The 13,199-nt window shown below is 45.9% G+C and carries 13 protein-coding genes, 1 tRNA gene and 2 pseudogenes; 14 read left to right on the top strand and 2 right to left on the bottom strand.

Going from position 1 to position 13,199, the window contains the following annotated elements:
* Nucleotides 1-290 precede the first annotated feature (290 nt).
* Nucleotides 291-377, bottom strand: a tRNA-Leu gene (locus tag H6995_12620).
* 338 nt (nucleotides 378-715) lie between these two features.
* Here H6995_12620 and phaR point away from each other — a divergent pair.
* The 8 genes from phaR (at nucleotide 716) to trmJ (ending at nucleotide 8,193) form a co-directional block, all read left to right on the top strand.
* Complete coding sequence (gene phaR, locus H6995_12615) at nucleotides 716-1,159, top strand: polyhydroxyalkanoate synthesis repressor PhaR (protein MCP5215841.1); 444 nt, start codon at nucleotides 716-718, stop codon at nucleotides 1,157-1,159.
* Nucleotides 1,160-1,300: 141 nt separating this feature from the next.
* On the top strand, nucleotides 1,301-1,867 hold the full coding sequence (locus H6995_12610) for a phasin family protein (protein MCP5215840.1): 567 nt from the start codon (nucleotides 1,301-1,303) through the stop codon (nucleotides 1,865-1,867).
* A 153-nt stretch (nucleotides 1,868-2,020) separates the two neighbouring features.
* Nucleotides 2,021-3,061, top strand: a complete 1,041-nt coding sequence (gene queA / locus H6995_12605) for a tRNA preQ1(34) S-adenosylmethionine ribosyltransferase-isomerase QueA (GenBank protein ID MCP5215839.1) — start codon at nucleotides 2,021-2,023, stop codon at nucleotides 3,059-3,061.
* A 35-nt stretch (nucleotides 3,062-3,096) separates the two neighbouring features.
* Nucleotides 3,097-4,206, top strand: a complete 1,110-nt coding sequence (gene tgt / locus H6995_12600) for a tRNA guanosine(34) transglycosylase Tgt (protein MCP5215838.1) — start codon at nucleotides 3,097-3,099, stop codon at nucleotides 4,204-4,206.
* A gap of 18 nt (nucleotides 4,207-4,224) precedes the next feature.
* The gene (gene yajC, locus H6995_12595) at nucleotides 4,225-4,554 is read left to right on the top strand and encodes a preprotein translocase subunit YajC (protein MCP5215837.1); all 330 of its coding nucleotides are present in this window, start codon (nucleotides 4,225-4,227) and stop codon (nucleotides 4,552-4,554) included.
* 31 nt (nucleotides 4,555-4,585) lie between these two features.
* Nucleotides 4,586-6,442, top strand: a complete 1,857-nt coding sequence (gene secD / locus H6995_12590) for a protein translocase subunit SecD (GenBank protein MCP5215836.1) — start codon at nucleotides 4,586-4,588, stop codon at nucleotides 6,440-6,442.
* Between the two features lie 17 nt (nucleotides 6,443-6,459).
* Nucleotides 6,460-7,377 (top strand): protein translocase subunit SecF, encoded by a 918-nt coding sequence (secF, locus tag H6995_12585; GenBank protein ID MCP5215835.1) that lies wholly within the window; start codon nucleotides 6,460-6,462, stop codon nucleotides 7,375-7,377.
* Between the two features lie 75 nt (nucleotides 7,378-7,452).
* Complete coding sequence (gene trmJ / locus H6995_12580) at nucleotides 7,453-8,193, top strand: tRNA (cytosine(32)/uridine(32)-2'-O)-methyltransferase TrmJ (protein ID MCP5215834.1); 741 nt, start codon at nucleotides 7,453-7,455, stop codon at nucleotides 8,191-8,193.
* A gap of 94 nt (nucleotides 8,194-8,287) precedes the next feature.
* Here trmJ and H6995_12575 read toward each other — a convergent pair whose 3' ends face one another.
* Nucleotides 8,288-8,503, bottom strand: coding sequence for a hypothetical protein (locus H6995_12575; protein MCP5215833.1), 216 nt, complete (start codon nucleotides 8,501-8,503; stop codon nucleotides 8,288-8,290).
* Nucleotides 8,504-8,759: 256 nt separating this feature from the next.
* Between H6995_12575 and cysE the strand changes: the two genes are divergently transcribed.
* The 6 genes and pseudogenes from cysE to H6995_12545 all read left to right on the top strand — a co-directional run bounded on the left by cysE (nucleotide 8,760) and on the right by H6995_12545 (nucleotide 13,169).
* On the top strand, nucleotides 8,760-9,536 hold the full coding sequence (gene cysE, locus H6995_12570; protein MCP5215832.1) for a serine O-acetyltransferase: 777 nt from the start codon (nucleotides 8,760-8,762) through the stop codon (nucleotides 9,534-9,536).
* Between the two features lie 295 nt (nucleotides 9,537-9,831).
* Nucleotides 9,832-10,758 carry an MBL fold metallo-hydrolase gene (locus H6995_12565; protein ID MCP5215831.1) on the top strand — a complete coding sequence of 309 codons (927 nt, stop codon included), beginning with the start codon at nucleotides 9,832-9,834 and terminating at the stop codon, nucleotides 10,756-10,758.
* A gap of 14 nt (nucleotides 10,759-10,772) precedes the next feature.
* On the top strand, nucleotides 10,773-11,690 hold the full coding sequence (locus H6995_12560) for an MBL fold metallo-hydrolase (protein MCP5215830.1): 918 nt from the start codon (nucleotides 10,773-10,775) through the stop codon (nucleotides 11,688-11,690).
* A 60-nt stretch (nucleotides 11,691-11,750) separates the two neighbouring features.
* Nucleotides 11,751-11,885: pseudogene (locus H6995_12555) on the top strand (IS91 family transposase).
* A gap of 292 nt (nucleotides 11,886-12,177) precedes the next feature.
* Nucleotides 12,178-12,300 (top strand): annotated as a pseudogene (locus tag H6995_12550) (zinc-binding dehydrogenase).
* Between the two features lie 227 nt (nucleotides 12,301-12,527).
* Nucleotides 12,528-13,169, top strand: coding sequence for a class I SAM-dependent methyltransferase (locus H6995_12545; GenBank protein ID MCP5215829.1), 642 nt, complete (start codon nucleotides 12,528-12,530; stop codon nucleotides 13,167-13,169).
* Nucleotides 13,170-13,199: the final 30 nt, after the last annotated feature.

The following is a 13,199-nucleotide window of genomic DNA, read 5'->3' as shown; positions in this document are numbered from 1 at the left end:
ATTTTTCATAATGGTGCCCAGGAGAGGACTTGAACTTTCACTGCAGTAAGGCTACTAGAACCTAAAGAACCCGGTCAGTTGTTTGTCAGCTCATACGGAGATATTTCAAGAGTTTGTAAAATCGTGGGCTTTAGCTCTGATAAGAGAGTGGTTTAGCTCGGAATGTGTTTTTTAAGGCGTACTATATGTTTCTTCAGATTACTCCCATTTGTATCCCAGGTGCATCCCAAGGCTTCTATCTAGGGTGTGAAGTGGAAAATAATCCGTTGGGTTTAAAAAGGGAAGGAGGATGGTACCAGAGGCCGGACTCGAACCGGCACACCATTGCTGGCGGGAGATTTTGAATCTCCTGTGTCTACCAATTTCACCACTCTGGCACTGCTTAGATTTTACTATTTTCCCTTGGGATACAAAATCGCTTGAGAATTTTGAATCCACTGTGTCTACCAATTTCACCACTCTGGCATTGTTGCGTTGCAGGTAAAACGAAAGCAAAAGAACCTGATCCGCGAAGGCTGCTCATTATAACTAATCGCTTTAACAGGTCAATTAAATTGGCTGGATAAATACAAACAGTATTAATTGCTGGTTTATTGCCATATGCTCCTAATATTGAGGTATAAAAATATACAGTAATCGTTAGACTATTCGTTATAATGAGACGGCGAATGCGGTAGGTTTGCCATTGTTCCAGTAGGTTTAGGAGTTAGTATTCTTGCGTCTATTAAAAAAATATCCAAACCGTCGGCTTTATGACACAACTGATAGTCAGTTTGTGACGCTAGAAGATGTAAAGCAGTTGGTGTTGAAGCATGATGAGTTCCGCGTGGAGGACTCTAAAACAGGGAAAGATTTAACCAGTGCGGTTTTGCTGCAGATAATCAGCGAAATGGAAGATAGCGGTAAAGAAGCGCTATTGACCAATAAGCTGCTGCAACAATTGATACGCTTTTATGGTAGCGGTATGCAGGGGCTGCTGAGTCAATATTTGGAGCACAGCTTGGCGGCTTTTCTTGACCAGCAGGATGGCTTACAACGCCAGATGCGGCAGCTGCTTGATGCCAGTCCTATGAATATGCTAAAGAAGATTTCCGAACAGAACATCAATTTCATGACGGCTTTCACTGCGGCTGGAAATCAGAAAAAAGAATCAGATTGAAGCCTTTCAAATAATCTTCACATAACGCTGAAACAATTATTTTGCAGTGCAAAAAATAATTGTTGACAGAATCTAAAGCTCCGTATATATTTGCTATTAACAGATTTTGCAGTGCATAATATTATTTATGGAGATTAAAAAATGATGAACTTTCAAGATAGTTTTAAAAATTTATTTGATGCTGAAGCTTTCCAAGCAAACTTCAACAAGGCTTATGACTTTAACGCCATTCAAGAATCAGTTAAAAAATTCTATGATGTTGAAGCCATCCAAGAGAACTTCAAAAGCTTTTATAACTTTGATCAGTTCCAAGGCAATTTAGATAAACTGGTTGATGCTGATACACTGAAGGCTGCTAAAGAGTACATGGAGTCTTTTGCAAATCCTGAATTGGCTCAGAAGAACGCTAAATTGGCAGCTAACTTGGTTGCAACTAATGTAAACGCTTTGACTGACGCAGTTATTCTGCAATCAGTGCAAGTGCGTGAAACAGTTGAAGATGCGTTGGCCCAGGCAGATACATTGTTAAACAGCAAAGATTTGGAAGCAGCTTTTGAAGCGCAGAAGAAATTTGCTGAAGAGCAGCAAGAAATTGTTGCTGAAAACTTCTGGAACAAAGCAGGCTTGTTTGCCGGTTTGGTTGAAAGCAACATGAACTTTGTTAAAGATGCTTTTGTAAAGGCACAGCCTGTTAAGAAAGCGGCATAAGTCTAAAAAAATTTTTAGACATTAGCTACGAATGGGCGGAAGGCGTTTAAGCCTCCGCCCATTTTTTTAACTGGAATTTCCAAAGCTTACGCCTGAGACTGTTCATAGCCCGAAATTTTCGCTAACCTTAGCGCCCTCAAAATCGGGTGTAAAATGCAGCTCAGCGAATTTCATTACCAACTCCCACAAGAACTGATAGCGCTTTATCCGCAAGCGCAGCGTAGTGCAAGTCGACTTCTGTCCCTAGATGGCGCCACCGGTCAGCTTGAGCATTTTACCTTCTCGGATATTTCTTCGTTACTAAGTTCGAACGACCTACTGGTTTTTAATAATACCAAGGTGTTGCCCGCTCGGTTGTTTGGGCAGAAAGAAACCGGTGGTAAAGTAGAGCTACTGATTGAAAGAATGATCAGTCCGCAGGAGGCCATCACTCAAATTCGGGCCAGTAAGCCTCCAAAAACGGGTGCCAAAATTACTATTGGCAATGACGCTTGGATTGAGGTGATTGGCCGCGATGATGAATTTTACCGAATTGGTTCAGCCACTAACCTATATGACATGCTGTCTGCTCACGGACATATGCCGTTACCACCCTATATGCAAAGGGATGATGAGTTATTTGATCGTGAACGTTACCAGACCGTCTATGCGAAAGAACCTGGAGCGGTCGCAGCACCAACAGCGGGACTACATTTTGATGAGCCATTGCTAAAAAAAATTCAAGCACTTGGTGTTGAAACCGCATACGTAACTTTGCATGTGGGTGCGGGCACTTTTCAGCCAGTGCGGGTGGCGAGAATCGAAGAGCATCGCATGCATTCGGAGTGGTTAGAAGTTAGTGCGACGGTGTGTGAAAAGATTGAGGCAACGAGAGCTGAAGGTGGGCGCATTATTGCGGTTGGCACCACCAGTGTTCGTTGTCTGGAAACTGCGGCCCTAAAGGCTGAAGAGTTAGGTCAAAGGATTGCACCCTATGCGGGAGACACTAATATTTTTATTTATCCGGGTTACCAGTTTCGCTGTGTCGATGCCATGGTGACAAATTTCCATTTACCGGAATCGACGCTATTAATGCTGGTATCCGCTTTTGCCGGGCGAGAGCACGTACTACATGCCTATCGTGAAGCTATTAAAAACCGCTATCGTTTCTTTAGTTATGGCGACGCTATGTTTGTCACGCCAGCAAGATCATGATGCTAATCTAAAGGAGAAATCACTGAGTGGCCTATATGACATTTGATCTACTAAAGTCGGAGGGTGCTGCACGCAGAGGACGATTAAGCTTTGCGCGGGGAAGTATTGAAACACCTGCTTTTATGCCGGTGGGTACCTATGGTAGCGTCAAGGCAATGTTACCGCGCGATATCGAGGCGATTGGCGCTGAGATAATATTGGGTAACACCTTTCATCTCATGCTGCGCCCTGGTGCCAACGTGGTGAAAACGCTGGGTGGATTGCACGGCTTTATTGGCTGGCAGCGCCCAATATTGACGGATTCCGGTGGTTTTCAGGTATTTAGTTTGGGAGAGCTACGCAAAATCAGTGAGCAAGGCGTGACCTTTAAGTCACCGATAGACGGGAGTTCTGTTGCTTTGTCGCCGGAAAGTGCGATGCAGGTGCAGGCCGACCTGGGGTCGGATATTGTGATGATTTTTGATGAGTGCACTCCCTATCCGGCTAGCTATGAGCAGGCTGAGGAATCGATGCGGCTGTCGTTACGCTGGGCTCAACGCAGCAAAGACGCGCATACCCGTGCTCAGGGAGATAACCCAGCCTCATTGTTTGGTATTATTCAAGGCGGCATGTTTGACGCTTTACGGACAGAATCGCTCGCCGGTTTAATGCAGATAGGTTTTGATGGCTATGCCATCGGCGGGCTTTCAGTCGGTGAGCCTAAAGCTGAAATGATGGCCACGCTGGAAGGAATTACACCACATATGCCCACGGATAAGCCGCGGTATTTAATGGGTGTTGGTAAGCCGGAAGATATTGTTGAAGCGGTTTGGCGAGGCGTTGATATGTTTGACTGCGTGATACCAACACGAAATGCGCGTAACGGCCATCTTTTCGTTAGCAGTGGTGTTATTAAAATCAGAAATTCACAGTATAAAACTGATGCGCAGCCGCTGGACGAGGAATGTGATTGCTACACCTGTAGCACAGTGAGTCGTGCTTACTTGCATCACCTGGATAAGTGCAGGGAAATGCTCTTTTCCCAGCTCGCGACAATCCATAATCTACGCTATTACCAAAATCTAATGAAGGGTTTGCGTAGCGCCATCGAACAGGGTACATTGAGCGCTTTTGTCGCGGCGTTCTACCAGAAACGTATAGTGTAAATAGAGGGGAGAAACAGAATGAGCTTTTTTATTGCTGAGGCCTTGGCCGCAGATGCAGCGCCAGCAACAGGTAGCGGTTTTGAGCCGTTAATCATGCTCGCGATTTTTGGTTTGATATTTTATTTTATGATCTGGCGTCCGCAGAGTAAGCGCGCCAAAGAACATAAGAATTTATTGGCTGATTTGGCCAAGGGCGATGAGGTGATTAACAGTGGTGGTATTGCGGGTAAAGTCACTAAGGTCACAGATAACTTCGTGGTGATGGAAATTGCCGATGGTGTCGAGGTGAAGGTGCAAAAAGCGGCCATCGCGAGCGTCTTGCCTAAAGGAACCTTGAAGGCAGTATAAAATCATCAGGATGCAGAAAAAAGGTAATTGAATGCTTAATCGATTTTCCCCATGGAAGTACTTGTTCATACTGTTTCTGATAGCGATGGGAGGCATTTACGCATTACCCAATCTCTATCCCGATGATCCGGCGATTCAAATCTCAGGCACCAGCAGCGCTACTATCACCGATCAGGTTTTATTGAGTAGAGTCACTCAGGCGCTGGATGAGGCAGACATTACCTATATAAAAACTGAGCTTACTGATAAAAATGCGTTAATACGTTTCGCTGATGGTGACGCGCAGTTAAGAGCAAAAACGTTAATACAGCATGCGGTGGGTGATGATTATCTGGTGGCGCTTAATCTCGCACCCACTACGCCCGAATGGCTGGTTAGCTTAGGCGCTTCACCGATGAAGCTGGGGCTTGATTTACGTGGCGGTGTTCATTTCTTAATGGAAGTGGATATGGCGAAAGCACTCGAACAACGCTTGGAAATTTATGTTAGCGAAGTAAAAAATCTATTGCGTGAAAAGAAGCTGCGTTATCGATTAGTAGAGCTGCAGGATGGTGGCGTTGTTATAAAATTCGAATTGGAGTCGGTGCGTGATCAGGCAGTTAGAGCGTTAAAAGCGGAATATAATGAGTTTCAATTTACCGAGGACGCAAGTAAAGAAGGCTTCTTTGTAAAGCTATCTTTACTGGAGTCTAAATTACGTGAAATTGAAGACTATGCCATTAAACAAAATTTAACCACTTTACGTAATCGGGTAAACGAACTGGGTGTGGCGGAGCCTTTAGTACAGCGCCAAGGTAGCAATCGTATTGTGGTAGAGCTGCCGGGCATTCAGGACACCGCGTTAGCCAAACGAATTATTGGCGCAACGGCAAACCTGGAGTTTCGGCTTGAAGCCAAACCCGATGAGCTGAGCAGCAAAACTGAAGAGTTTGAGTTCCGCGATAAAAGTCGAGGTGTCAGAACGGCCACGGTCGAAAAGGGAATTATTATTACCGGAAGTAGTGTCGCCAATGCAGGTGCCAGCTTTGATGAGAACGGCCAGCCGCAGGTTAACATTACCTTGGATGCGAAGGGTGGCAAACTGATGAACCGTGTCACCAGTAATGCGGTTAAACGCAGTATGGCGGTGCTCTTTATCGAACATAAAACCCGGAGCCGGTTTAAAAAAGTCGATGGTGAACTGGTGCAAGAGCGAGAAAAATATGTTGAAAAAAGCATCATCAGCTTAGCGACGATTCAAACTGCTTTAGGTAATCGGTTTCGCATTACCGGGCTGGATAATCCTCAGGAATCCTCAGAATTAGCTCTGTTATTACGAGCTGGTTCGCTGGCGGCGCCGATATACTTTGTTGAAGAACGAACCGTCGGGCCTAGCTTAGGGCAGGAAAATATCGATCTCGGTGTGAAGTCGGTTCTAATAGGTTTGGCGACGGTTATTGTCTTTATGCTGCTCTATTACCGGGTTTTTGGACTCTTTGCAAATATTGCGTTAGGGGTCAACCTGGTGTTATTGATATCCGTCATATCAATTCTATCGGCAACGCTTACGCTGCCTGGTATTGCCGGGATTGTTTTAACTGTGGGCATGGCGGTGGATGCAAACGTACTGATTTTTGAGCGAATCAAGGAAGAGATGAAGAATGGTCTGCCAATACAATCGGCCATTCATGCTGGATATGAACGTGCGTTTGAGACAATTTTTGATGCCAACATTACCACGCTATTGGTGGCGGTTATTCTTTTTGCAGTTGGTACCGGGCCAGTCAAGGGGTTTGCGGTTACGCTTTCGATCGGAATTCTCACTTCCATGTATACGGCGATTGTTTTAACGCGCGCGATGGTCAACTTGACCTTTGGTCGACGTAGTGTCAAAAAACTTTGGATATAGGGGCGAGTGCTGTGTCGATGAATGAATTAAAGATTGATTTTATGGGTAAGCGCAAGCTAGTTGGCGCACTCTCAATTATTCTCGTACTAGCTTCTATTGCTTCTTTGGCAGTTAAACAGCTTTCTTTCGGTTTGGATTTTACCGGCGGTACTTTAATCGAACTCAGTTATCCAGAGACTGCTGACCTGAACTTGGTCCGCAAACTTCTTGAAGATGCGGGCTACAGCAACCCGGTAGCTCAGTATTTTGGTGCAGAAACAGAGGTACTAGTGCGTTTGTCACAAGGCTATAGTCCGGAGGTGGGTGAGCAGGTCATTCATGCCCTGAGTGATTCCGGTAAATATGCGGTAGAGTTACAGCGTTCCGAGTTCGTCGGTTCACAGGTGGGTGAGGAACTGCGCGAGCAGGGTGGTTTGGGGATGGTGCTGGCTCTGGCAGGGGTGTTGTTGTACATCGCCTTTCGGTTTCAATTTAAGTTTGCTGTGGGCGCGGTAGTCGGCCTCATTCATGACGTCATCATCGTGCTGGGGATTTTTTCCTGGTTTCAGTGGAATTTCGACTTAACGGTGTTGGCGGCAATATTGGCAGTGATTGGGTATTCGCTCAACGACACTATTGTAGTTTACGACCGCATTCGAGAAAATTTCCGGAAAGTACGTAAAGGTACTTCATTGGAAATCATTAATAGCTCGTTGAACCAAACGCTTTCGCGAACTCTGTTTACTTCTTTAACGACTTTAATGGTGCTTTTGGCACTTTATGTGTTTGGCGGTGAGCTGATTCGCGGGTTTTCCATTGCACTTATTATCGGAATTGTCGTGGGTACTTCCTCCTCTATTTATGTGGCGGCTAATATCCTGTTGGCGATGAATATCAGCAGAGAAGATCTGTTGCTGCCAGTGAAAGAGGGTGTTGAGCAGGACGGCATGCCTTAATAAGGCTAGATAAATTAGCAAGGTTGAGTCAGTTTGATTCGGCCTTCTCCATTCTGGTAGATCAAAAATCACCACATGTTAAATCGTATTAGAGTTGTCCTTGTTAATACTTCTCACCCTGGTAATATTGGCGCCGCCGCGCGGGCGATAAAAAATATGGGGTTATCTCGACTCTATTTAGTCGCTCCAAAACAGTTCCCTGATGAAAAAGCAACATGGCGCGCCGCATCAGCATTGGATATCTTAGATCAGGCTGTGATCTGTGAAACGTTGGATGAGGCAATTTCCGGATGCCATTTGGTGGTCGGTGCGAGCGCGCGTGATCGCAGCATTCCCTGGCCTGTGATGGAAGCGCGGCAGGCGGCAGAAACCATTATTAACGAGCCAGAAAGTCATGAGGTTGCCGTACTCTTTGGTCGAGAAGACCGGGGTTTAACCAATGATGAATTACAACGCTGTCATTTTCACCTACAGATTCCCAGCAATCCCGATTACAGCTCGTTGAACCTGGGAGCGGCGGTACAGGTGGTAAGCTACGAGCTGCGGGTAGCGGCGATTGCTGAGTCGGGATTAAAGCAGGCCTGGGATTGGGGTATTGAATGGGACATTGAGGCCGCCAGCACAGAAGAAATTCAACGGTTTTTTGAACATCTCGAAGAGACGTTAATAGGCTTAAAGGTGATCAACCCTAAGAATCCGCGTCAATTAATGACTCGCCTCAAGCGCCTTTATATACGTAGCCGGCCGGATCAGGTTGAAGTGAATTTGTTACGAGGAATCTTAACGGCAACGCAAAAATTGTTACCAAAGCTTTGATGAGTTTAATTTTCCGGTTCCCAATGAAGCTGCCCACAGGAAGGTTTAAAGCCAAGCGTGGTGTTGTCTAACAACATGTTTTTAAAAACATTGTCTAAAAAGGGGCCTTATTCACTTGTTGGAATACTTGGTTTAAGTTTTCCTGCGTGGCCATATAACTTTTCAGTGCATTTTCCGCTTCTTCTCGTCGCGCAAAAGGACCTTTCGCAATCCCGCCCCGAATAAGAAAGTACCAGCCGTTGTTGGCGCGATAAAATCTTTCTGTACGGAAAGGGTAGTGTTTTGATTCCCCAGATCGAAGTAGTTTCAATGTATCCTCCTGAATATGTACAAAAGTCCGTTATCGACTATTAAAACGTTTAAAATGGAATACGCCGACCTGCCATTTTAATTGATATCTAAAGGATTTGAAAAATATTTTTCAGGAAAACGCAATGTATCTAGCTATACAGCCCATGAAAATCAAAATAGAATGCCTTTTGCCTACCTGAGATATACGCTTGGACTTTTATTGATCAACTGGGAATATGTTAGCTAGAGCCTGCTAACAGTAACCATGGATATTTATGTTTGAAAGGGTTAAAGAAGATATAAACTGTGTTTTTGAACGCGACCCGGCAGCCAGAACAGCTTTCGAAGTTTTAACGAACTATCCTGGGCTGCATGCAATTTTATTGCACCGAGCTAGCCATTGTCTGTGGATAAAGGGGTGGAAGTGGTTAGCGCGTACACTTTCGACCTTTAACCGATGGTTGACGGGTATTGAAATTCATCCGGGTGCGACGATTGGTCGTCGGTTTTTTATTGATCATGGCATGGGTGTTGTAGTAGGAGAGACCGCCGAAGTAGGGGATGATGTGACCATCTACCACGGCGTAACACTGGGTGGAACGAGCTGGGACAAGGGTAAACGGCATCCGACTTTAGGCAATGGCGTCGTGGTTGGGGCTGGCGCAAAGGTATTGGGTCCTATTGTTATAGCGCAAGGAGCCCGCATTGGCTCTAATGCGGTAGTGACGAAGGACGTGCCCGCAGGTGCTACCGTTGTTGGCATACCTGGTAGAATCATTGCCAAGGGTGATAAAGACACGGCCCGACGTAAAGCGATGGCGGATAAAATTGGTTTCGATGCTTACGGGGTCACTCAAGATATGCCGGATCCGATTAGTAAATCAATTTTTGCAATATTAGATCATATGCATGCCGTTGATACCAAAATAGAAGGCATGTGTGGTGCGTTGAAAAAAATGGGTAGTGACTATTGCGATCAAGAATTGCCAGAGCTCAAGTGTGAGGACTTGGAGTTGGATGAGCAGGCGGATGCAAGGCCCAAAGAAAGATAACAACCAATTGCGCAGTATTTATGCTCAGCAACTTATCTACTTGATTATCTGAAGGGTTGTAAAAAAGAGTTTGGTGTCAAAAATGGGCAAAATGCTGCGCTCGCAGTCAAGTATTTGGGCGTTTATATACAAGACAGTCGCGATAGCGAAGATTATGATCCTTCGTCAGTCTTGGCGATATCGATATTGTATGAAATTTGATCCTAACAATCATGCGTAAGCCATGCCGCGAGTTTGGACAGGTTTCCTCGATGCGTTTATCTTTTTAGCGGATACAGGTGATAGGAGACGTTTCTTGACGACAGCATCCCCAGCACAAGATCGACCTTGCGAACACTGTGGTATTTTCACGATTGGTAATCTAGCGGCGCAGGGCGCATGGCGGGATATTACCTATTCCCCTGTCAGGGACAATATTTGGACCGCTAGCGAAGGCATTTACCGTACGATTTTTCTTGAGGGCGAAAAGGGCTGTATCGCCTTTGATACCTTAACAACTCCGGGTACTGCGAGAGCCTATGGCGCCGCAGTTGGTCGAGTCTTTCCGAAAAAGCCTATTCATACCATTGTTTATTCCCATGAGCATTTGGATCATTGCGGCTATGCCGCTGATTTAGCACCCACAGCCGATATTATTGCGCACAGTTATGCTAACCGAGTGATTGTGGCGCGCGAGTCTGACGGCCAGTTGCCCGCGACCGAAGTGTGGGAGGGGGAGCGCAAGTCCTATCATATGGATGGCTGTTATTTTGAGCTGATTTACCCTGGCCCAACTCACGGTGATGGCAATGTTGCCGCTTATTTCCCACAGAGTAAGGTGCTGTTTATGGTGGATACGGTGGCAGCAGGAGTGGGTTATACCTATTTGATGGACTGGCATTTAACTCACTATATACCGGTGATGAAGCGCTTCCTCAGCTTAGATTGGGATATTTTCGTACCCGGTCATTTTTGGGTGCTTAACCGACTGCAATTTATTGAGATACTGGACTTTTGGGAGCATCTTTTCGAATTTGGGCAGCAGGCAATTATTGACGGCCTTGACCCTCACGATTGGAAGGGGCTGAATCGTTATACTGATGAAAAGTTAGGTCCCCATTATCGTAATCAGTTTCGCTACTACGAATACGCGGCAATGAACTTATCGCGGTATATGCAAGAGTACCTAAGTGGCGGTTGGGGCATTGAAGGAAATCTCAAACCCGTCACGACAGCGTTATAGATGGGTGACATAAAATGAGCAATGAAAATCGAGGTTTGTTTACACTTGACGCAGCGCAAAGCTACTTAGCCGCTGAGCCGACCCTGGACGTCACGCAATTGTCGAATCGGCTGTGGAGCGTCAGTGATGGTCAATGTCGTACGATTTTTGTTGAGGGCGAAACCAGCGTGATCGCTTTTGACACCCTCGGTACACCGGGTAAGGCACGAGCCTACAAAAGAGCGATAGAAAATACCCTGCCGGGCAAATCGATTAGCACCATTATCTATAGTCACGATCATCTCGACCACGCAGGTTTCGCCGCCGATCTTGCGCCGGACGCAAAAATTATCGCTGACGAAATTTGTGCCAAAGTCATCAAGGTAAGAGGAGCGGAAGGCCAGTTGACTCCGAATACAGTGCTTACTGGGCATGAAAACCAGCTCAGTATTGATGGCGTGGATTTGACCTTATTGAATCCAGGGCCGACGCATGGTTCGGGTAATCTGACGGCGTATTTTCCCGAGGAGAAGCTGCTGTTCTCCTCAGACACGATTCTGGGTAACGCCAAATACGGGTTTATGCCGGATTACCACATTGCGAACTTTGTGCAATATATGCGTGGATTTTTAGTCCTGGACTGGCAGGTTTTCGTTCCAGGACGTTATCAAATAACTGATCGCGCTGGCTTTGAACAAGGTTGTGATTTTATCGAAGCGGTGCAAATAGAATGTCAAAACGCTTTCCAAGAATTTGTACCGATTTGGGCGTTTCAACCGATGGAAGGCTACGTTGGCGGAAAGCTTCGTCAACGATTTGGAAATATGGAGGGTTTTGAAGACCATATTGGTATGATTGCCCTGCGTATAGTCCACCACTACCTGATGGGTGGTTATGGGCTTGAAGATACGCCAAACCCTGGCGTATTGCTTGCCGATGAAGTAACGCTTTAAGGCCAAACTGGCTGAGTGGCGGAAGCTTTGGAGAAGCCCCCTGAAGAGCGGCATCGGGTAATGACGTGGATGCAGAGACTGAAACGAGTTTTCAATATCGACATCGAAACCTGTGAGCGTTGCGGTGGAAAGGTCAAGGTAATTGCCAGTATTGAAGATCCGGATGTGATTGCACATATTTTAAAACATTTGAAATAGAAGGAAGCCTTGAAAACCGGTATTCAGCCATACGAACTACCGCTAGAACGCACGTCATTAGTGATGAGGCTGTTCGATTATATACTGCGAGCTTGGTGGAACCCCGTTTGTGAGTCCGCCGTCTATGCTGTCTTGTTCAAGTCAAAGTCGGTGAAAATTAGCTCGAACTTTACCCGGAGTAACTACAAAAAGACAAGAAAGGGACCGAAAGCCAGATTAGTGTTTGTTTGTGAATGGCCAACAGAGCGTTTATTCTCTTTGTACTCACTGCGGATAAACAGTTAAACGGTTAAATGCAGATCGTTTCAAACCGCTTGTTGGTACCAGCATCCCATTTGAAGAGCTGGCCGAAGCACATCGCTTGATGGAAGCCAGAGAAATCATGGGCAAGGTGGTAGTCACGGCAAATTAGTAACAAGGCGCTCCACGTAGTGTTAGTAATCGAAAATAATCAGCGTTAATAAATAATACCCCTGTTTGGATAATTATTAAGCAAACACAAATTGCAATAACCTTGATTAGCGCTCAACTTGCAAGGCATAAGTGTTAGTAATACGTTGCCAGGTAGTTTCATTGAACACAAATAGATAATGTGCACATTATTGCAACTACTTACCGAGAAAAATAATCGGAGAAAAAATGACAAGCTCAATTCCGAAACCTAATCCGCTACGTGGCCGCTTTAATGCCTGGATGATGGCAAAGTTTGAGGACGATTTCCATAGGGAAGTTGGTGCTAGAAAGGAAGCTGAACTCAGTGAGTTTTGCGGCACAGTGGTGGAAATCGGCGCGGGCAACGGCAATAATTTTCGCTATTACCCTCCGGGTATCAAACTGGTGGTGTATGAACCTAATCCCTATATGCACCCGCGCCTGCTGGAAGCAGTACAGGCTCACGCTCTCGATTATGAGTTACGTGCGCGTAGTGCCGAGGATCTGGAGTTTGAAGATAATTCGGTCGATGCTGTGGTTTGTACGTTAGTGCTCTGTACGGTACCGGATCCCGCGCGGGTGATCTCAGAAGTGCACCGGGTGCTTAAACCAGGTGGCCGTTTCTTTTTTATTGAACATGTTGGGGCAGCGCGCGGTACTACGCTGCGCAAGTGGCAGGATCTGTTAGATCGGCCCTGGCGGTGGTTATTTGAAGGCTGTCATACTAATCGTGAAACTGGCTCATTCCTTAAAGCAGCGGGGTTTAGCCAGATTGAGGTCGAGAGCTTTACATCGAAAAAAATGCCGCCGCTGATTGTACCGCAGATTGCCGGGATGGCAATTAAATAGTCGTTATATTATATGTGAAAGATGATCTTA

The organism is Pseudomonadales bacterium (assembly GCA_024234615.1).
GTDB lineage: Bacteria > Pseudomonadota > Gammaproteobacteria > Pseudomonadales > IMCC2047 > JAJFKB01.
Note: the sequence above shows the minus strand (reverse complement) of the source record. Positions and strands in the feature narration are given on the sequence as shown.

Bases quoted from the DNA above. Each gene is read 5' to 3' on its own strand.
- H6995_12610 (MCP5215840.1), top strand. From the start codon at position 1,301: ATGATGAACTTTCAAGATAGTTTTAAAAATTTATTTGATGCTGAAGCT.
- queA (MCP5215839.1), top strand. From the start codon at position 2,021: ATGCAGCTCAGCGAATTTCATTACCAACTCCCACAAGAACTGATAGCG.
- tgt (MCP5215838.1), top strand. From the start codon at position 3,097: ATGACATTTGATCTACTAAAGTCGGAGGGTGCTGCACGCAGAGGACGA.
- yajC (MCP5215837.1), top strand. From the start codon at position 4,225: ATGAGCTTTTTTATTGCTGAGGCCTTGGCCGCAGATGCAGCGCCAGCA.
- secD (MCP5215836.1), top strand. From the start codon at position 4,586: ATGCTTAATCGATTTTCCCCATGGAAGTACTTGTTCATACTGTTTCTG.
- secF (MCP5215835.1), top strand. From the start codon at position 6,460: ATGAATGAATTAAAGATTGATTTTATGGGTAAGCGCAAGCTAGTTGGC.
- trmJ (MCP5215834.1), top strand. From the start codon at position 7,453: ATGTTAAATCGTATTAGAGTTGTCCTTGTTAATACTTCTCACCCTGGT.
- cysE (MCP5215832.1), top strand. From the start codon at position 8,760: ATGTTTGAAAGGGTTAAAGAAGATATAAACTGTGTTTTTGAACGCGAC.
- H6995_12560 (MCP5215830.1), top strand. From the start codon at position 10,773: ATGAGCAATGAAAATCGAGGTTTGTTTACACTTGACGCAGCGCAAAGC.
- H6995_12545 (MCP5215829.1), top strand. From the start codon at position 12,528: ATGACAAGCTCAATTCCGAAACCTAATCCGCTACGTGGCCGCTTTAAT.